The sequence below is a fragment of the Campylobacter showae CSUNSWCD genome, assembly GCF_000313615.1.
Taxonomy (GTDB): domain Bacteria; phylum Campylobacterota; class Campylobacteria; order Campylobacterales; family Campylobacteraceae; genus Campylobacter_A; species Campylobacter_A showae_A.
On the sequence record NZ_AMZQ01000005.1, the window covers coordinates 189,662 to 209,555 of the forward strand.

Below are 19,894 nucleotides of genomic sequence, written 5' to 3' on the forward strand. Positions count from 1 at the left end.
AAAATAATGCAAAGACGAGAATTTCTAAAAAACGCGGCGATGATCTCGGCCGTAGGCGCGACCGCTGCGGTAGCGGACGACGCGGGAAAAATAAAAGACGACTATAAGCCGCAAGGCAGCTCGCTTCAGCCCGAATTTAGCGTAAAAGACGGCAAAATTTCGATAAACGACGGCCATAGCGTGGTATTTTCTATGTGTCACGGCTGCGTGGCAAAGTGCGGGCTAAGGCTGCATGTGGACGAAAAAGCAGACCGCGTGCTAAGATGCACGGGCAACCCATACCATCCGCTATCAAACGTGCACTGGGCGAGCTTTGAGACCTCGATAAACGACGCATTACTAGCCACCACGGCTAGTGGCGAGGACGAGAGGCGCGCCACGGTATGCGCTAGGGGCGCGGCGCTACCGGAGATGATAGCTTCGCCTATTAGGATTTTGTCGCCGCTAAAGCGAGTAGGCAAAAGAGGCGAGGGCAAGTGGAAAAAGATCAGCTTCGAGCAGCTCATCGAAGAGGTCGTCGAGGGCGGGGATCTTTTCGGCGAGGGGCACGTGGACGGGCTTAGGGCTATACTCTCAGACGAGCTCATCGACGAGGCAAATCCCGAATACGGCACCAAACGCAACCAGCTTTTGAGCTTTTATCTCTACGACGGACGCTCGGATATCGTCGATCGCTTTATCAAAAAATCCTTCGGCACCATAAATCACTACTCCCACGGCGGTATCTGCGGCGGCGGCTTTAGAGTCGGCGGCAAGATCGCGCACAACGCAAAGGGCTTTGCTCACACCAAACCCGACTACGAAAACTCCAAATTTACCATCTACTGGGGCACATCGCCGGCAAACGGCGGAAATCCGTTTCAAAAACAAGCCAAAATGGTCGCCCACGCAAGAAGTACAAACGATGACTTCAGCTATGCGGTGGTAGATCCGACGCTAACAAACGCCGTCAAATTTGCCGCCTCCGATAAAGGCCGCTGGATCGGTATAAAACCGGGTACCGATACTGCGCTTGCTATGGCGATGATACGCTGGATCATAGAAAACGAAAAATACGCAGTAAACTACCTAATGCAGCCAAATTTAGAGCAAGCAAAGCTAGCGGGCGAAATACACTGGTGCAACGCCACCCACCTAGTCATCACGCAAAAAGGCCACCCAGACTACGGCAAATTTGCACTAGTTGGCGACGAATGGCAGGTCTGCTCGCAAAGCGGCAAAATCCAAAGCCACAAGATAAACGAGCCGGCTAAGCTCTACTATAAAGGCAAAATTTTACTTAACGGCAAAAAAGTCGAGGTCAAAAGCTCGATGCAGCTGCTAAAAGAGTCCGCCTACAAACACAGCCTAAAAGAGTACTCTAAAATTTGCGGCGTGAGCGTGGAGGATATCCTCTGGCTGTGCGAAAATTTCACCAAAAACGGTAGGCAGGTCAGCACCAACGTCCACGGCGGCATGATGCACACGCAAGCAGCCATGAGCACGTACGCGATATTTTGCTTAAATACGCTAATGGGCACATACGGCTACAAGGGCGGCAGCGTAAATGCAAGCGCGGGCACTCACGAGTTTTTAAAAGGTAGGTACGATCTAGAGAGTTTCGAGGGCGCATACAAGCCAAACGGACTAAATTTATCCCGCTCGGGCAAGTATTACGAAACGAGCTCGGAGTTTAAGCGTAAAGTCGCGGCAGGCGGTAGCGGCTATCCGGCGCAGCAGCCGTGGTATCCTATCTCGATGCCGCTAGTAAATGAAACGCTAACTAGCCACGCCGCAGGCTATCCGTACAAGGTAAAAGCGTTTATAAACTACATGACAAACGTCGTCTACGGGCAGGCAGGGCTCGAGGTCGCGGTGCTTGACGCACTAAAAGATAGCAAAAATTTACCGCTTTTCATCAGTATCGACGCCTTTATGAACGAGACCAACGCCTACGCCGACTACATCGTACCAGACGGAGTAAATCTCGAAAACTGGGCGCTGCCAAACTCGCTTTGGGGTACGATCGCTAAAACCTCGGTCGTGCGCTACCCGGCCGTCGCCGCCAAGCAAGACCGCGCCGCAGATGGCACGGTGATCGACGTAGAGGCCTTTTACATCGCGGTAGCAAAAAGGCTCGGGCTCAAAGGATTTGGCAAAGGCGCCTTTAAGGACAAAGACGGAAAGCCGATGGATCTGGATACGAAAGAGCAGTATTACGCCGCGGCGCTAGCAAATTTGGCCTTTGACGGAGAGGGCGTAAAAGATATCAGCAAAGAGGATCTAAAGCTAAGTAAAATTTCAAAAACCATGAAAAAGCTAGAGCCGTTTTTAAAAGACGACGAAAAAGCAAAAGTCGCGCACGTACTGGCAAAGGGCGGTAGATTTGACAGCTACGAAAGCGCGTATAAGGGCGATAAAACCACAGTAAAAGTACCCGCCGCCACGCCTGCTGCGATCTACTACGAGCCACTTGGCGGACACAGACACTCTATCACGGGCGAGTACATGCCAGGCACTCCGACTCTAGCCCTTGCGGTCGCTAGCGACGGCACTCCGCTGGAAAAATTTTTCCCAAAATCAGAGTGGAAATACCTCGTAAGCTCACGCAAGTCAAACATCCAGCACTACTACACGATCGTTAGTCCAAAGCTACGCGCCATACATCCGAAAAATTTCGTAAGAATCGCCGAGGATATCGCAAGCGAGCATGGTATCAAGACGGGCGACAAGGTCAAGATCACGACTCCGTACGGCTCGCAAACGGGCGAGGCTTTCGTAACAAACGGCGTCGCTAGCGGCGTCATCAGCCTCGAGCACGGTTTTGGACACGACGAGTTTGGCGCCAGGGTGCATTTTATCGACGGCAAACCGGCCTTTTGGCTAGGAAGCGCGGAAAAGGGCGTAAATCACAACAAACTAGGCCTACTAGATCCGAAACGAAAGGGCAAATTTAGCCTAAACGACTGGCTAGTGGGTACCTGCGCTAGACAGGCGCTACCTGCAAATATCCGTAAAATCGGCTAAATTTAACGCGGCGGCCCTGGCTTAGCTGGGTCGCCGTCAAATTTGACGCTTGGGCGGTAAATTTAAAGTAGCGTAAATTTATCGCGGACGGCGTCAAATTTGCAGTATTTTTAAGGTAGTCCGCGCAAATTTGAGTCAAATTTACCGATAAATATCTAAGCTCAAATTTAGCTCGTCGATGACGCTAAGCATCTGCCTGACGTATTTTTGCTCGCGGCGAGCCTCGGCGATGTCTAGTTTATCAAAAAGCCGCCCCTCAAAAAAATTTCTCCTGCTAAAGCAAAATAGGTAAAATTTATTATCCATAAAGGCCACGCTGGGCGATTTTAGCGTGTTTTTGTAGGCTTTTAGTATATTTAGCTTGCCCATAAACGCAGGCGTAAGCAGATACCTCGCCTCCACCTTGTCGGTCGTAAAAACTCTAAAATTTTCATTAAATTTGACGTCGTCGAGCAGCTCTTTGTCGCCTAGAAATTTAGTGTTAAAATCCTTACTCACGGCGACCGTTTTTCCGTGAAATTTCTTATTAAACTCGCAAAATAGCACGCTACCTTTAAAGTCCAAATACTTATCAAACGCATACTTTAGCAGGACGAAGGCGGCGACGTATTTGTTATTTACGCGCGGATATTCGCGCTCGTGATTGATCACCTCGCACAGGTTAAATTTGACGCCTTTATATGCGCCGCGCACGCTATCTTCGCTGTAAAACGTGCTGGGCCTATAAATCCCTGCCGCGTAAAATTCGCTCTGCGAGATGCCGCCATATGCGCTATACGTAAAGCTCTCGTCGATCTCACCAATGAGCGCGGGTACGAAAACTTCTTTATAAAATTCGTTGTACTCATCCTGGGCTTTGCCTATGCTTTTTAGCTTTGCAGGCACCCAAAATAGCAAGCCAAAAAACAATATAAGCAAAACCAAAGCCGCCTCGCCGCCTAGATCAAAAATCTTAAGCGCCGCAAAAAATAGAGCAAAAATGCCGACGCAAAAGGCGATAAAACCGGGCTATCCCGCCGCCGCAGCTCGGCACTCTTTTTGTTTGTTTTTGGTTAATATAAACGCTTGCGAAAGGGTCATTTGCTCGCTTTTGATTAAAATTTACGTAAATTTTGACCGAGTGCGGCTTAAAATAAAGTAAATCGGTCGGGTAAATTTGAGTGATGATTTTTTAAATTTGAGGTTTTTGGAGTCAAATTTGACTCAGCGTAAATTTTGAAATTTGTCGCCGTTTTTGAGCGTAAATTTGGAGTCAAATTTGACAGCCCCGGAAGCGACTCGTCAAATTTGTAGATCGAAAAGCTCGCCAAATCAAAGCGACCTGCCGCAAGCTTACTACTCCGCGCAGGCCACACAGACAGAAGCTCAAATTTAGAGATTTTCTATCACCCTTTTTGTTTCTAGCGCGATTTCTAGCTCCTCGTTAGTAGGCACGACAAGAGTTTTTACCGCCGCGTCAGGGGCGCTTAGATCTCGTATACCGCCGCTTGCGGCAAAATTTAGCTCGTGATCGATCTTGATGCCCATATGCGTTAGGTCGTTACAGATTTTCTCGCGGCTATACGGGGCGTTTTCGCCGATACCGCCTGTAAAAACGACCGCATCCACTCGGCCCAAAACCGCGTAATACGCGCCGATATACTTTTTGATACGGTAGCAAAACATCTCAAATGCTAAATGCGCGCGCTCATCGCCGCCTTGCATCTTGACGACCACTTCGCGCATGTCGTTTGAGCCGCAGATGCCTAGCAGTCCGCTTTTTTTGTTTAAAAATGCGTCTATGCCCTCGGCCGTTAGCTCGCCTAAATTTAAAAGATATGTAAGCACCGCAGGATCCATATCGCCGCTTCTAGTGCCCATTATCAGGCCTTCTAGCGGACTTAAGCCCATCGAAGTATCGATGCTTTTGCCTCCTTGCACGGCGCAGGCGGAGGCTCCGTTGCCTAGATGTAGTGAGATGGCGTTAAATTTCTCGTACGGCACGCCTAGATGTTCGGCGGCCTTTTTGGTCACGTAGTGGTGCGAAGTACCGTGAAAGCCGTATCTGCGGATATGTAGCCTCTTACAAAGATCAAATGGCAGGGCATATCGGTAGGCGTACTCGGGGATAGTTTGATGAAATACGGTATCAAAAACAACGACGTGAGGCACCTTTTTACCACTCTCATGCATTGCATTTTTGATGCCGGCTAGGTGGCCCGGGTTGTGAAGGGGTGCCAGCACGGAGTTTTGCTCGATTTTGGCGATGACGTCAGGGGTGACTAGAGCCGAGTCACTAAAGCTCTCGCCGCCGTGCACGATGCGGTGCCCGATACCGTCTAGTTCGCTAAAATCATGCAGGATATTTGAGCTAACAAACAGCCGCCTCATCGCCTCAAGCCCCTCGTGGTGGTCTTTTAGCGGCGCGCGCTCCTCGTAAATTTTATCCGCACTAACGTCTTTTAGCTTGGCATAGGAGCTTGCTTCGCCGATCTTTTCGACCAGGCCGCTAGCGATGACGCGGTTATCCGCCATATCAAAAAGCTGAAATTTAACCGACGAGCTACCTGAGTTTAAAACCAAAATTTTCACTATTTTTCTCCTTCATTTGCGGCTTGTATCGCGCTGATTAGAACCGTATTTACGACATCTCCCACGCCGCATCCGCGGCTTAGGTCGTTTACCGGTTTTTTTAGACCTTGCAAGATCGGTCCGACGGCGACGCAGTTTGCGCTTCTTTGCGCGATTTTATAGCCGATGTTGCCCGCGTTTAAATTTGGAAATACAAAAACGTTCGCGCAACCTGCTACGTCGCTGTTTGGCAGTTTTTTGCGCGCTACAGCCGGGTCTATGGCCGCGTCGTACTGCACGGGAGCTTCGATTTTTAGGGCGGGAGCTAGACCTCGCGCTATCTCGCCAGCACTCCTAACCAGGTCTATATCAGCGCCGCTGCCGCTATCTCCGCTAGAGTAGCTTAGCATCGCTACTCGCGGTTCTAGTCCGAATGCGCGCGCCGTATCAGCCGAGACTAGAGCGATTTGCGCTAGTTGCTGCGCATCCGGATTTGGATTTATTGCGCAGTCGGCGTAGATCAGGATATCCTCGTCAAAGCACATTATAAACGAGCTTGAAACTAGCGGGCTATCAGGGCGCGTTTTGATGATTTGCAGCGCAGGGCGGATAGTGTGCGCCGTGGTCGTGTTTGCGCCGCTCACCATGGCGTGGGCTAGTCCTTCTTGTACCATCATCGTAGCAAAGTACGTCCTGTCTCGCATGAGTTCGCGGGCTTGCTCTAGGCTTACGCCCTTGCTTTTGCGGGCTTCAAAAAGCGCGGCGGTTAGGCGATCTGCGTGCTCGTTTTTTTCTAAATTTATAAACCTCGCGCCGCTTAAATTTACCCCGAACTTTTCCGCTTTAAATTTAACCTCGTTTTCGTCGCCCAAAAGGATCAAATCTACCGCGCCGCTTTTTAGTAAAAATTCGCTCGCTCTTAATATCCGCTCATCTTCGCTTTCTGGCAAAACGACGGTTTTTTTATCTTTTGCGGCGAGTTTAAAGAGCGAATTTTCAAAGCGCAAAGGCGTGATTATATCTTGCTTTGCATTTAAAATTTCATCCAAATTTCCGCTTACGATCAGCTTTGAGTTTCGCGTAAAAAAGCTCAAATTTTCACGGCAAAAAACGGGAACGTTTAAATTTCTAGCGATCTGTAAATTTAACTCTATTTCGCCGATATTTGCGATGCTTTTTGCGGGTTTAACGAGTACGAAATCAGCGCTCTCGGCCAGGCGGTCAAATTCATTTATCGCGCTTTTAAAAAACTCACGCTCGCTGCCGTTTTCAAAGGCTTTCTGGGCATTTTCTAGTCCGTAAAAATCATTGATGGGGTCAAAAACGGCTACATTTTTAAATTTTGCTGATATAATTTCGTAAATTTCTTGAAAATTCGCGCCAAGCGCAAGGATAGAATCGGCCATAATTTTCCTTTTGGAACTTGATTTGCTTATTTTATCGTAAAATTTTCACTTTAAGGTAAAACGTGAGAAAAAATATTTACTTTTGCGCCCTTGCAGCAGCGTTTTTGAGCGGGTGTTTGCCTAGCGCCGATCCTCGCATAGATATGAAGCCGCCAGTTTACGTTGAGCAGCTTCCTGCCAAGCAGGTCAATAACCAGCCAAACGCGGGCAGTCTTTTCGGTCGCGGCGACAACCCGCTTTTTGCCGACCGCAAGGCAATGAACGTAAACGACATCGTAACCGTCGTCATCAGCGAGCGCGCCAACCAAAGCTCTAGTGGCAAGCACGACACGAGTAAAAACAGCACGATAAGCCTTGGCGGAGGGATATTTACCGCAGGCTCCGCGCCGCTATCGACGCTGGCTACTCAGCTAAACAAAGCCAGCGATATCGGCTTTAGCGCGGGCACGAAAAACGAATTTACGGGTGCAGGATCTAGCGTGCGCGCAGAGGCCTTTACGACTACGATCTCAGCGCGCATCATCAAGGTGCTAGAAAACGGCAACTACTTTATCGAGGGTTCGCGCGAACTGCTCATAAACGGCGAAAAGCAGATCATGCAGCTTAGCGGCGTGATCCGCCCGTACGACATCTCAAACGCCAACGAGATCGACTCGCGCTACATCGCCGACGCCAAGATCCTGTATAAAACAGAAGGCGACGTGGATAGGGCGACGAGGAAGCCGTGGGGGACGAAGCTTATGGAGGCGATCTGGCCTTTTTAAGCTTTTTTATGCTTAGCTAGATGGCTTGTCTTTTGAGCGCTTTTTGCGGATTTTGTTAAAATTTGACTTGATAGGCTACATGCCTTATCTTCGTCAAATTTTAACTTCAAAACCCCAAAAATCATCTCAAAATACTTCGCCTTATCTTTTTCTATTCAAATTTGAAGTCAAATTTGCAAATTTAACTTAAAATTTTTACTCACCGAGACCCGCAACCTGAAAATGCAAATTTAATTTTGCGGCGCGATAGCGCCAAATTTAGGCCTGCACGCAGTGCAGCAACTTCTAACGTGCAGTGGGGTTGGAGAGGGTTTGGGAGAGGGTCTGCCTTCGGCAGTTGCGAGTGCGTAGCACGACGCAAAGGAAGGCGACGCTCTACTTCGCTTCGCTCGTAGCTGCAAGCAGACCGTAAGTAGAAACCCCTTCTGCCTCCCAAAAAAAGAAAAAGCTTAAATTTTAGAAAACTAAAAAATGTGTATCATTAAATTTGAAAACCAATTTTAGCATTTTAAAGGTACGGGTCTCGGCGCGTCAAATTTAATAGCCTATCCAAATTTGAATCCTTCTAAATTTCACTCACAAAATTTACTCAAATTTAAGCCCTTTTAAAGCCGAGCCCAAATTCTAAGCTCGATTTTACGCGTTTTTAAACCTTAAAGCTGTATAATCGGGGTCAAATTTATCAAAAGGCGATACAGATGATAAAAGGCATTTCTGGCTCGCGCATGGTGATGGAAGCCTTGCGCGAGGAGGGCGTAGAGACGGTTTTTGGTTACCCGGGCGGCGCGGCGCTAAACATCTACGACGAGACGTACAAGCAGAGTTATTTCAAGCACGTTTTGACGCGTCACGAGCAAGCCGCCGTGCACGCAGCAGACGGATACGCCAGAGCTAGCGGCAAGGTCGGAGTGGCGTTTGTGACGAGCGGCCCCGGCTTTACAAACGCGGTCACTGGTCTAGCCACCGCATACTCGGATAGCATTCCGCTTATATTAATCAGCGGCCAGGTTCCGACCTCGCTTATCGGCACGGACGCCTTTCAGGAGATCGACGCCGTGGGCATCTCTCGCCCGTGCGTGAAGCACAACTACCTCGTGCGCAGTATCGAGGAGCTGCCGCGCATCCTAAAAGAGGCCTTTTATATCGCTCGTTCGGGACGCCCGGGGCCCGTTCACGTCGATATCCCAAAGGATATAACCGCAGCCGTTGGGGATTTTGATTACCCGACCGAGATAAAGATGCCGACATATAAACCGACCTACAAAGGCAACGCAAAGCAGATCAAAAAGGCGCTCGAGGTAATCGCCGAGGCCAAACGCCCGCTGCTCTATCTAGGCGGCGGCGTCGTAGCGGCGAACGCTAGCGAGCTCGTGCGTAAATTTAGCGCAAAGACGGGCATCCCAGCGGTCGAAACGCTGATGGGGCTTGGCGTCCTAACTCACGAGGATAAAAATCTACTCTCGATGGTCGGCATGCACGGCAGCTACGCGGCAAATATGGCGATGAGCGAAACCGATCTAATCATCGCGCTTGGCGTGCGGTTTGACGACCGCGTGACGGGCAAGCTAAGCGAATTTGCCAAACACGCCAAAATCATCCATGTCGATATAGACCCTAGCTCGATCTCAAAGATCGTAAACGCGCACTTCCCGATCGTAGGCGATCTAAACTGCGTCCTAGAAGAGATGCTGGAAAAAGTAAGCGTAAACGAGCAAAATTTGACCGTGTGGCGTGAGATATTGGCCAGATACGACGCGCTAAATCCGCTGGATTACAAAGACAGCGACGAGATCATAAAACCGCAGTGGGTCGTGTGCGAAACGGCTAAAATTTTAAAAGAATCGGGCAAAGACGCCGTGATCGCCACCGACGTCGGCCAGCACCAGATGTGGGTCGCGCAGTTTTATCCGTTTGATAGGCCGCGCCAGCTGATAACTAGCGGAGGACAGGGAACTATGGGCTTTGGTTTGCCTGCGGCCATCGGAGCAAAAAACGCGATGCCGGAAAGCACGGTTGTAAATTTCACCGGCGACGGCTCAATCCTCATGAATATCCAAGAGCTGATGACTGCCACCGAGATCGGCAAACCCGTCATCAACATCATCTTAAATAACAATTTCCTAGGCATGGTGCGCCAGTGGCAGACATTTTTCTACGGCGAGCGCTACTCTTCGACCGACCTTAGCTTGCAGCCTGATTTTGCAAAGATCGCAGAGGGCTTTGGCGGAACGGGCTTCGTGTGCCGCACGAAGGATGAGTTTCGCTCCGCGCTAAAAGAGGCGATGGCCTGCGGCAAAACGGCGGTGCTAGACGTGCGCGTGGACAGATTTGAGGACGTACTGCCGATGGTTCCTGCTGGCGCGGCAATATACAACATGATCTTAAAAAGCAAGGAATAAAAATGAGCATAAGAAGAGTGATTTCAGTCATCGTGCTAAACGAGCACGGCGTTTTATCGCGCATTTCCGGGCTTTTTGCGGGGCGCGGATACAACATCGACACGCTCACAGTAGCACCGATCCCGGGCACCGAGCTTTCTCGTATCAGCATCGTCACTAGCGGCGACGAGCGCGTGCTAGAGCAGATCGTAAAGCAACTACACAAGCTAATACCGACCTACAAAGTCTTCGAAAGCGGCGAATTCGTAGAAAAAGAAATGGCGCTAGTTAAAATCCCGCTTAGCGAAAATTTCGGCGGACTAGACGCGATACTAAAGGCCTACAACGGAATCGTAGCCAACACCAACGAAAACTATATCGTCGTCATGGTTAGCGACGACGCGAGCAGGATAGAAAATTTCCTCAAAGCTATCAAAAAATTTAACCCAACAGACGTCGTGCGCGGCGGCTCGGTGCTAATGGATCTATGATGAAACTAAGCGAAATTTATAAAATCTTAGGACTGGAATTTAGCGGCGAGGAGCTAGAGATCACGGCTCTAAATTCGCTCTCAAACGCAGGGCCTAGCGAGCTTGGCTACTGCGATAGCGAGAAAAACGCTAAATTTATCGAGGGCTCAAAGGCGGGCGCGATTTTAGTCGCGTCAAATTTAAAAGAACTTGTCGGCGCGCAAAGCAGGGCGGTAGTGGTAGAAAACCCACACCTTGCCTTTGCCATTTTGAGCGAATATTTTGCAAAAGAGCTTCTAGCATCCCAGCCACAGCCGGCGCAAATTTCGCCAAGCGCAAAGATAATGCCAAACGTTTACGTGGGCTCTGGCGCCGTAATCGGCGACAACACGCTCGTGATGGCTGGTGCGTACGTCGGCGACAACGTAAAAATCGGCGCAAACTGCGTCATCCACCCAAACGTCGTCATCTATAACGACACTGTTATCGGCAACGGCTGCCGCATCAACGCAAACGCCGTCATCGGCAGCGACGGCTTTGGCTACGCGCACACGAAAACGGGCGAACACGTGAAAATTTACCACAACGGCAACGTCGTTTTAGAGGATTTCGTCGAGATCGGCGCGTGCACGACGATAGACCGCGGCGTGTTTGAAAGTACGGTCGTAAAAGCATACGCCAAGATCGATAATCTCGTGCAAATCGGCCACAACTGCGAGATAGGCTACGGCTCGATACTAGTCTCGCAGGTGGGGCTAGCAGGCTCAACCAAACTAGGACGTAACGTCGTGATGGGCGGACAAAGCGGCTCGGCGGGGCATTTAAAAGTCGGCGACTTTGCCCAGATAGCGGCGCGCGGCGGCGTGTCAAAAGATATCGCCGGCGGCAAGAAATACGCGGGCGCATATCCGATAATGGAGCTGGCCGATTTTTTCAAACTACAAGCTAAGATCGCTAGGTTTTTTAAAAAGAACTAAAAATTTGACGGCTTTGCATAATAGCCGTCAAATTTGACTATCAAAGGCGTAAATTTGAACGCAAAATCCATGGAAAAAAGCAAAAGAAAAGAAGTTTTAAAAGCTATAAAAGAAAAAGAACTAGCCGAATTTAGGCAAAATTTGCCTATGTCCGAGGATAAATTTATACAGCTTTTTGAGATTTTGGATGCCCAGCTTCACGCGCACGGCTGCGATCACAGCCTAAAACTCACCGAACAAATTCTCTCAAATTTGGATGTAAAAGACGTTTTAAGCGTGCTTGCGTGGCTCGAAGAGCAGGGCGGATACTGCGACTGCGAAGTGATGGCGAATGTGGAGCAGAAATTTGAGTATTTAGACGAAAAATTAATATAAGGAAGTTGCAGACATGAAACAAAATGATATAAAAATTCAAATAGATAAATTTGAAAAAAATAAAACTAGCTCGCATCACCGATATTATTCATTTGATTTTTGCTACAACTATTTTTACAAGAAACAAAACTCTGGCATAGATTTAGAAAAAGATTGTTTACAGTTGGGCTATTACCTGGCTAGCTGGGGTATGCTTCGCGGTAGTTAATTTTTACTTCAAACAAATCTTGCGCACTATAAAAAAGTTATTAAATTTATAAATAGCCTTGACAAACAAGATTGGGATATAGACATAGATAACTACGAAAATAATTTAGATAGAATTGTTGATATTTATAATGGTATAAAGGATTGTATTATGCCGCCTAAAGCTGATAACAATCACCTTGTGCTAGTTAGTAAAATAATGCTAGGCACACTAGGAATAGTCCCCGCATACGACAGATATGTATCTCAAAGTATAAAAAACATATACAATGGAGATAAGTTTAATATTAATACCCTTAACACAACTAAGAATTTTAACAAAAAATACAAGGAGTCCTTAGAATTTTTAAACAAATTCTACAATGCAAACAAGGTCGATTTTGATACGGTTAGTATCTATACAAAGGAATTCGGTAGCGAAAAAGATTCAAAGTTGCAATATACAAAAGCAAAAATTTTGGATATGTACCTATTTTCAAAAGGTCTACTATGAATTTGTTTGCAAAAAACCAATTTTAATCCATTAGCACAGCATAAATTTGACGCCGCAAATTTACTCGCCGCGTCAAATTTGAGTCAAATTTTAATTATCTTTTATAGCTTTTTACAAACTCGCCGATCCTCTCGATACCTTTTTTGATACTATCTAAATCGGTCGCAAAAGACAGCCTAAAGTATCCGTCCATACCAAAGCCAACGCCCGGCACCACGGCAACTTTCGCCTTTTCTAGCAGCTCTTTACAAAATTTCATGCTATCTGGCTCTACCGCGGAGCAGTTGATGAAAAGATAAAACGCGCCGTCAGGCTTAAGCACACTGAGTCCCGGTATAGCGTTAATCATCTCAACGCCTAGGTCGCGGCGCTTTTTAAACTCGCCCTTCATATACGCGATATCTTCGTCGGCTTTGCCCAGCAGCGCAGGGATGGCGCCAGCTTGCGTTAGGGAGTTTATGTTGCTCGTGCTTTGGCTTTGTAGCTTGTTTACGGCAGCATTTAGCTCCTTAAACGGGCTAGCCATGTAGCCAAATCTCCAGCCCGGCATCGCGCCGCATTTGCTTAGGCCGTTTATCGTGATCGTGCGATTAAACATATCCTCGCTCACGGCCGCAGTCGCGACAAATTCGCCCTCGTAGTTTAGCTTTTCGTACATTTCGTCGCTAGCTACGATGATTTTCGTGCCTTTTAGCACTTCGCCCAGCGCCTCCAGCTCTTTGCGGCTATATATCGCGCCCGTCGGGTTGCAAGGACTGTTTAGCGTTAGAATTTTAGTTCTAGGAGTGATCGCCGCCTTTAGCTGTTCGGGCGTGATTTTAAAGCCTGTTTTTTCGCTAGTTTCGATAAAAACGGGCTTACCGCCGCTAAATTTGACCATCTCCGGGTAGCTCACCCAGTAGGGACTTGGCACGATAACCTCGTCGCCCTCGTCGATTAGCGCCTGAAATACGTTAAAAAGAGAGTGCTTCGCGCCGACGTTGGTGATGATCTGATTTGGCGCATAGTTTAGGCCGTTGTCGCGCTTTAGCTTTGCAGCAACCGCCTCTCTAACCTCTGGCGTGCCGGCAACGGCGGTGTATTTGCCGCAGCCTTTATCTAGGGCGGCTTTTACTTCGTTTTTGATGATCTCGGGCGTGTCGAAGTCCGGTTCGCCCGCGCCAAAACTGATCACGTCCTCGCCGCGGGCCTTCATCTCTTTTGCCTTGGTGCTGATTTCGATGGTTAGGCTCTCGCCTAGCACCTGAACTCTTTTTGATAGCATTTTTACTCCTTTTTCTAAATTTAAATTTAAGATATAGTTTTTAGATAGCCGTTATCGTTTAAAAACAGATACATTTCGCCTAAAATTTGCTTTCGCTGCGAGTCGGTTACGAGTTTTGATTTTTCGATGCGCTCGTTTAGGATGTCCTGGATCTCGTAGATGTCGTAGTCCAGATCCTCCATGATATCAAGGATAGACTGGCTTTCTAGCAGGTGCGACACCTTAAATCCCTCTGCGTCTATCTCGATGGTCGCTTCGGTCGGGTGAGTAAAGAGATTGTGTTTCATGCCTAGCACCTCCTGATACGCTCCGACCAGGAAAAATCCTAAAAAGTACTCCTCTTTTTCCACGTCCACGTCGTGCAAAAACAGAGGATTTTCCTCATCGTCAAAGCCTATCTCGCCGTCAGAATCGCATGTGATATCCCACAGTGACGCCGAGCGAGTAGGGCGCACGTCTAGGCGGTCAAGCGGCATAATAGGAAAATTTTGCTTTAAGCCCCAAAAATCAGGCAACGACTGAAATAGCGAGAAGTTTACGAGATAGCGCTCCTGTGCCTCCTCTTGCAGCTTTAAAAGCTCGGCGTTGTGCTGCTTGGTGCCGAGGATTTTAGCCGCTTTTTTGATGATTAGGTGGGTTAAAATTTCAGCGTTCGAGCGGTCTTGCAGATCGACGTATCCTAGATCAAATAGCGTCAGGATACTCTCCATGTGATCGATGCTATCGTGCAGATACTCTATCGCATTTGACGGTTTTATCGTGTTTAGCAGGTCGTTTAGCTCGGTGATTAGCTGAGGATTTTTCTTTTTTAGTACGAGCTTTTCCTCGGTGTAGTCCTGACTAAAGAGCTCCAAAACTGGAGCTATCAGCACCGCGTGCGAAGCCGAGACGAAGCGCCCGCTCTCGATAAAGATGTCTGGCTCCACCTCGTTTCGCTGAGTCGCCATCGTCTTTAGCAGATAGACCACGTCGTTGGCGTACTCGCTTAGGGTATAGTTTCGGCTTGAGTTTTCCTTAAACTGCGAGTACTCTATGGCTAGACCGCCGCCTAAATTTATGGCTTTTAGGTTTTTTGCGCCCATTTTACGCAGCTCGGCGTAGATGTTTCCTGCCTCGATGAGAGCCTTTTTTAGCGGGTGGATTTCGGTTATTTGCGAACCGATATGAAAGTGGATCATGTTAAATCGATCGAGCAAATTTGCCTCTTTTAGCAAATTTACCGCTTCGATTAGTTCGGTCGCTGTTAGGCCAAATTTGGAGTTTATGCCGCCGCTTTTAGCCCAGATGCCAGATCCGCTGCTATGCAGCCTTATGCGCAGACCGATGTTTGGCTTTGGGGCGAAACGCTCTTTTGCGATCGCGATGATAGCCTCAAGCTCGTTTAGTCCCTCTATCGTTAGCGTGATGTTGTGTCCCATCTCGGCCGCAATAAAGCCGATGTTTATCATCTCTTTATCTTTAAAACCGTTTACTGTGATCGGCGCGCCTTCGTTGTTATACGCCATCACCAGCAGTAGCTCCGCCTTTGAGCCCGCTTCCAGACCGTAGCCGTATTTTTGGCCGTGACGGACTAGGTTTTTTACAAAGCCCGGATATTGGTTTACTTTTAGCGGATAGACGGCGTTAAAGCTACCTTTGTAGCCAAATTCGTTTTTCGCGCTCTCAAAGCTTTTGTAAATTTGCGAAATTTGCTTGTGTATGAGGTGAGGGAAGCGCAGCAGCAGCGGGCCTCGGTAGCCTTCGCTCCTGATGCTTTTTACGATGTCGATGATGGCTGGTTTTGAGCCGGTATTGACGCAAATTTTACCGTTTTCGACGATAAAGTTATTGTTTCCCCACAAATTTAAACCATAATCATACATTTAAAATCCTTTTAAGCTCACTCTCCAAATCTGCCAAATCAATCGTTTTTTCAGCCTTCTCGCTCAGATCTTTTAGCCAAATTTTGCCCGATTTTAGCTCATCTTCTCCGACGCAAAGGCAGATCCTAGCATTTGCGTTATCGGCGGCGTTTAGGTGCTTTTGCAATTTTTTAGGCTCGTAGCTCACGAGAACCGGGAGACTTTTTCTTAAATTTATCGCTATTTTATAGACCGCGTCCACCCCCTCCACGTCCATCGCGCCGATATATACGCCGCCTCTTGCGCTCTGGCTCTCGCGGCCGCCTAGGATTTCCATTATGCGCTCGATACCCATCGCAAAGCCAACGCCGTAGCTAGCCTTGCCGCCTAGGTACTCGACCAGCCTGTCGTAGCGTCCGCCGCCCGCGACTGCGCTTTGTGCGCCGATCTCGTTTGAAACGAACTCAAACGCCGTTTTGCAGTAGTAATCAAGCCCGCGCACGAGCTTTGGATCTATCTCAAACTCCACGCCGTTGCCGCTTAAAATTTCTTGCAGCTTTTTAAACTCGCCCGCACATACGTCGTTTAGACTGCCGATTATCAGCGGCGCGTTTTCGTAGATTTTTTGACAGCTTTCCACCTTGCAGTCTAGCACGCGGATAGGATTTGTTAGCTTTCTGCGCTTGCAGTCCTCGCAAATTTGACCTTCGTGCGCGTCTAAAAATTTAACCAACTTTTCGCGGTATGCACCCATACTAGCGGCGTCTCCGAGCGAATTTATAAGTAGCTTGGTTTTGATACCCAGGCGCGAAAATATTTCGTTTATCATCAAAATAACGCTCGCATCCTCATAAACGCTAGGTTCGCCGAAGCACTCGCAGCCAAACTGATGAAACTCGCGCAAACGTCCTTTTTGCGGGCGCTCGTAGCGAAACATCGAACCGTGATAAAAGTACCGTCTCACGCCGCCCGCGCGGTCAAATTTAGCCTCGATAAAGGCGCGCACGACGCCGGCCGTACCCTCGGGACGCAGGCAAACGTCTTTGCCGCCCTTATCCTCAAACTGATACATCTCCTTGCCCACGATGTCGCTACTCTCCCCGACGCTGCGGCGAAAAAGCGCCGTCTGCTCCAGATGCGGAGCTAGCACAAACTCGTATCCGTAGTTTTTCGCGACCTCTTCACAGATTTTGATTATCCTCTCATAAAGTCCCGACTGGGGCGGCAAAACGTCCTTCATCCCCCTTAATGCGCTAATCATTTATAAACTCCTTTGTCAAATTCGTTATTTTTTCTTCGTCCCAGGCGGCATCGATCGTGACGTAGCGAACGCCTAGTTTTTGCAAAATTTCCTCCATCGCGTCCTGAACTCTTAGTAGATAACCAAATCCGCGAGCCTCTATGTCGTCCATCTGCGCGCGCGAGTTTAGGCGCGATCTTAGCGTGCTTTCGTCCGCTTTAAAAAATACTATTTTTTGCGGAAAACTTCCTTGTAGAGCAAACTTGTTTAAGCTTAAAAGCTCCTCAAAGCTAAAATTTCCACCCGCCAGCGCGTAGGCCATACCGGAGACAAAGCCTCTGTCGCTTAAAATCATTTTATCTAAATTGGGTTTTATTATTTTACCGAAATGCTCAGCTCTATCGGCCAAAAATAGCAAAATTTCAGCCCTTTTATCCAGGTCGTTTTCTTTTAATAAAATCTCGCGTAAATTTTCGCCAAGCTTCGTACCGCCCGGCTCTTTAGTCACGATTGCTTGCGGGTAAGCCGCCGCCAGCCGCGCTATCTGCGTACTTTTGCCCGCGCCGTCGATACCTTCAAATAAAATATACAAATTTAGCCTTTCAAAGTTTCTAAAATTTCGCCCGGAACCAGCTTGCTAACGTCGCCGTTATGGCTAAGAACGGAGCGCACGATCGAGCTCGAGATAAAGGCGTTTTGCAGGCTCGGCATCAGATAAACGGTCTCTAGCTCATCCCAAAGCACAGCGTTTGCGTAGCCGATTTGCAGCTCGTACTCAAAGTCGCTGACCGCGCGAAGTCCGCGGATCACGACGTTTACGCCGCAGCTTTTGGCAAAATCAACGAGCAGGTTATCAAAGCCCACGACATCGACGTTTTTTAGATCCGCCGTTGAGATTTTTACCATTTCTACGCGTCTAGCCAAACTAAAATAGGGCTGCTTGCTCTCGCTTGCCGCAACTGCAACGATAACTTTATCGAAAATTTTAGCCGCCCGCCTGATAACGTCGACGTGTCCGTTTGTTACGGGATCAAAGGTGCCAGGATAGATACAAGCTTTCATTTTTTCGCCTTTAAATTTTAAAGGATGATTTTACTATTTTATGCCTAAAACAGGACTTTATCTTGCGACTGGCGCAGCTGTTTTTAGTCCCATCTTTTGTAAATTTGATGCTCTAACCCGAGCAGATCAAGCCACTTGCCGATGATGAAATTTTCCATATCCTCAAGGCTATTTTGACCGGAATAATAACCCAAAACCGGCGGCGCGATAACGGCGCCGAGCGCAGAAAGCTTGGCTGCGTGCTCGAGCGCTAGCGTAGAAAACGGCATCTCTCTAACACCCAAAACCAGCCTTTTTCGCTCTTTTAGCGCGACTGCGGCGGCGCGAGTTATCAGCGTATCGGCAAAGCCCGCGTGGATTTTAGCTAGCGTGCTAATAGAGCAGGGCACGACGATAGTAGCGTCTATGCCAAACGAGCCCGAGCTAGGAGCTGCGGCGAGATCGGAGTCATCGTGGATAACGGCGCGATTTTGCAAATCTTGCCAAATTTGATAAATTTTGTCTTTTTGAGCACGGTTTTTATCAAATTCGCTCTTATTTTGAAATTTACCGCTCTCAAATTTGTCCAAAATTTGGGTGTCTTGCCGCTCGTTTTTCTCGCTGCTATCAAATTTGCAAATTTCCCCGTCTGCGTCGTCAAGAGCGCAGTTATCCAAAGCGTCAAATTTTAAAACATTACTGCCCAAATATTGCGCATTATCAGCAACTTTACCGTTTTGGGCTTGCGATCTCTCGTCTCCGCCTACAAAGTCCAGCTCGCTTTGAGCGGAGCTAAAATTTACAAATTTTGCGTCTTCGTGATCTTTGTCAAATTTGGCGCTACTTTGGTTTGCGTTAAATTTTAAACCCGTTGCACCGTTTTTATAAAAAATATCCGTAAAATTTAGCTCTTTTTCTAGCACGTTCATCGCGTTTTTACTCACGCACAGATGCAGCTCGCTTCTTTTTGCTATCTCACAGGCGAGCTTTAGCCCCAGATTTACGCCGCTTGCGCCGCTAATACCTAGAAAAATTTTCATCTTATCATCACCTGTTTTTTTGAGACGATTTGAGCGCTGAATACCTTTTTATCGTTGTTTTTGACCTTGATGGTTTCGCCTAGATTGCCGTTTTCTAGTGCCATAACCTCGACGATGATGCTGAGAGCACCGTCGTTAAGCACCGCATTTATGCGCTCGCCTTTTTTAATTAGCGGCAATGGTGTAAACTGCCGCAGTCGCAGCACTTCGCCGCTTTTTATGTTTTGCTTTGTCGCTAGCCTCGCGTTTGGAGCTTCGCTCATCATGTCGGGGCTAAACTCGCCAAGCTCGACCCAGTCTTTCGCAAAGTCGTCTATACCTAGCATCTGGCGCGTCGCGAGTGGCTTAGCAGCCCGCAAAACCGGCATTTTTGCGCTAACTTCGTATCTAAAAAATACGCTTGGCTGCGAGCCGTTTGGCGTGATAAAACTAGCCCTGAAGCTGCCTTTTGGATTGATTTTAGTTACGTAAATTTTGTCAAATTTGTATTCGTGGAAGTTTTTAGGAAGTTCATTTTGAGGTTCAATAAGCGGAAATTTGACGAATTGTAGTCCCTTAAACTCGCTCGTAACCTCTTGTAAAAAGGCGCGCTGCACGAGAGCTAACGCGTCGCAGTTTTTGACAAATATCGTCTCTCCGCCGCTTTTATTCTCAAGCTCTAGCCCGTGTTTTTTTAAAATTTCAGTCAAATCTCTCGAATTTATTTTTGCGGCTTTGTTCTCTCCTAAATTTAAAATCTCGTCGTTTTTACCCGCAAAACCCAAGTCCGCAAGCGTGATTTTGCCGTTTGAAACGCAATACATCGGCCAAAGTGCTAAATCTGACGAAAATAAAAAAATGGG

At 48.0% G+C, this 19,894-nt stretch carries 19 protein-coding genes; 8 read left to right on the forward strand and 11 right to left on the reverse strand.

The genetic code is table 11. The annotated features are described in order from the left end of the window. The first annotated feature begins 6 nt into the window (after window positions 1–6). Window positions 7–3,006: a molybdopterin-dependent oxidoreductase gene (locus CSUNSWCD_RS04275; protein WP_009494432.1), complete on the forward strand. Its 3,000-nt coding sequence runs from the start codon at window positions 7–9 to the stop codon at window positions 3,004–3,006. A 141-nt stretch (window positions 3,007–3,147) separates the two neighbouring features. On the opposite strand, the gene CSUNSWCD_RS04280 is transcribed toward CSUNSWCD_RS04275, so the two are convergent. From CSUNSWCD_RS04280 to pta, 4 genes are all read right to left on the reverse strand, one after another. Continuing rightward, a complete protein-coding gene (locus tag CSUNSWCD_RS04280; RefSeq protein ID WP_244263910.1) occupies window positions 3,148–3,924 on the reverse strand; it encodes a DUF3137 domain-containing protein in 777 nt (258 codons plus the stop codon). Between the two features lie 209 nt (window positions 3,925–4,133). Beyond that, window positions 4,134–4,316, reverse strand: coding sequence for a hypothetical protein (locus tag CSUNSWCD_RS04285; RefSeq protein ID WP_009494436.1), 183 nt, complete (start codon window positions 4,314–4,316; stop codon window positions 4,134–4,136). A 61-nt stretch (window positions 4,317–4,377) separates the two neighbouring features. Further along, window positions 4,378–5,577 (reverse strand): acetate kinase, encoded by a 1,200-nt coding sequence (locus tag CSUNSWCD_RS04290; protein ID WP_009494437.1) that lies wholly within the window; start codon window positions 5,575–5,577, stop codon window positions 4,378–4,380. After that, on the reverse strand, window positions 5,577–6,962 hold the full coding sequence (gene pta, locus CSUNSWCD_RS04295; RefSeq protein ID WP_009494438.1) for a phosphate acetyltransferase: 1,386 nt from the start codon (window positions 6,960–6,962) through the stop codon (window positions 5,577–5,579). The genes CSUNSWCD_RS04290 and pta overlap by 1 nt, the downstream gene beginning before the upstream one ends. 62 nt (window positions 6,963–7,024) lie before the next feature. Between pta and flgH the strand changes: the two genes are divergently transcribed. From flgH to CSUNSWCD_RS04335, 7 genes are all read left to right on the forward strand, one after another. Continuing rightward, window positions 7,025–7,726 (forward strand): flagellar basal body L-ring protein FlgH, encoded by a 702-nt coding sequence (gene flgH / locus CSUNSWCD_RS04300; RefSeq protein ID WP_009494439.1) that lies wholly within the window; start codon window positions 7,025–7,027, stop codon window positions 7,724–7,726. Window positions 7,727–8,424: 698 nt separating this feature from the next. After that, on the forward strand, window positions 8,425–10,125 hold the full coding sequence (locus CSUNSWCD_RS04310) for an acetolactate synthase large subunit (protein ID WP_009494441.1): 1,701 nt from the start codon (window positions 8,425–8,427) through the stop codon (window positions 10,123–10,125). An 8-nt stretch (window positions 10,126–10,133) separates the two neighbouring features. Continuing rightward, a complete protein-coding gene (ilvN, locus tag CSUNSWCD_RS04315) occupies window positions 10,134–10,595 on the forward strand; it encodes an acetolactate synthase small subunit (protein WP_167536550.1) in 462 nt (153 codons plus the stop codon). Beyond that, entirely contained in the window at window positions 10,595–11,551 is a 957-nt protein-coding gene (gene lpxD / locus CSUNSWCD_RS04320; protein ID WP_009494443.1) for a UDP-3-O-(3-hydroxymyristoyl)glucosamine N-acyltransferase, read from the forward strand. Before ilvN ends, lpxD begins: the two co-directional genes overlap by 1 nt. A 54-nt stretch (window positions 11,552–11,605) precedes the next feature. Next, window positions 11,606–11,926, forward strand: a complete 321-nt coding sequence (locus tag CSUNSWCD_RS04325) for a DUF2695 domain-containing protein (protein WP_009494444.1) — start codon at window positions 11,606–11,608, stop codon at window positions 11,924–11,926. 13 nt (window positions 11,927–11,939) lie between these two features. After that, window positions 11,940–12,134, forward strand: a complete 195-nt coding sequence (locus tag CSUNSWCD_RS04330) for a hypothetical protein (RefSeq protein WP_009494445.1) — start codon at window positions 11,940–11,942, stop codon at window positions 12,132–12,134. A 150-nt stretch (window positions 12,135–12,284) separates the two neighbouring features. Then, entirely contained in the window at window positions 12,285–12,626 is a 342-nt protein-coding gene (locus CSUNSWCD_RS04335; protein ID WP_034964323.1) for a hypothetical protein, read from the forward strand. A 94-nt stretch (window positions 12,627–12,720) separates the two neighbouring features. Here the strand turns inward: CSUNSWCD_RS04335 and CSUNSWCD_RS04340 are convergent, their stop codons facing one another. From CSUNSWCD_RS04340 to flgA, 7 genes are all read right to left on the reverse strand, one after another. Then, window positions 12,721–13,890, reverse strand: a complete 1,170-nt coding sequence (locus CSUNSWCD_RS04340; RefSeq protein WP_009494446.1) for a pyridoxal phosphate-dependent aminotransferase — start codon at window positions 13,888–13,890, stop codon at window positions 12,721–12,723. 26 nt (window positions 13,891–13,916) lie between these two features. Then, the gene (gene speA, locus CSUNSWCD_RS04345; protein ID WP_009494447.1) at window positions 13,917–15,752 is read right to left on the reverse strand and encodes a biosynthetic arginine decarboxylase; all 1,836 of its coding nucleotides are present in this window, start codon (window positions 15,750–15,752) and stop codon (window positions 13,917–13,919) included. Continuing rightward, entirely contained in the window at window positions 15,745–16,992 is a 1,248-nt protein-coding gene (gene hisS / locus CSUNSWCD_RS04350; RefSeq protein ID WP_009494448.1) for a histidine--tRNA ligase, read from the reverse strand. The genes speA and hisS overlap by 8 nt, the downstream gene beginning before the upstream one ends. Next, a complete protein-coding gene (gene tmk / locus CSUNSWCD_RS04355) occupies window positions 16,985–17,563 on the reverse strand; it encodes a dTMP kinase (protein ID WP_009494449.1) in 579 nt (192 codons plus the stop codon). The genes hisS and tmk overlap by 8 nt, the downstream gene beginning before the upstream one ends. Window positions 17,564–17,565: 2 nt before the next feature. Further along, on the reverse strand, window positions 17,566–18,033 hold the full coding sequence (gene coaD, locus CSUNSWCD_RS04360) for a pantetheine-phosphate adenylyltransferase (RefSeq protein ID WP_009494450.1): 468 nt from the start codon (window positions 18,031–18,033) through the stop codon (window positions 17,566–17,568). An 83-nt stretch (window positions 18,034–18,116) separates the two neighbouring features. Then, window positions 18,117–19,052 (reverse strand): UbiX family flavin prenyltransferase, encoded by a 936-nt coding sequence (locus tag CSUNSWCD_RS04365; protein WP_009494451.1) that lies wholly within the window; start codon window positions 19,050–19,052, stop codon window positions 18,117–18,119. Continuing rightward, a complete protein-coding gene (gene flgA / locus CSUNSWCD_RS04370; protein WP_009494452.1) occupies window positions 19,049–19,855 on the reverse strand; it encodes a flagellar basal body P-ring formation chaperone FlgA in 807 nt (268 codons plus the stop codon). The genes CSUNSWCD_RS04365 and flgA overlap by 4 nt, the downstream gene beginning before the upstream one ends. Window positions 19,856–19,894 lie beyond the last annotated feature (39 nt).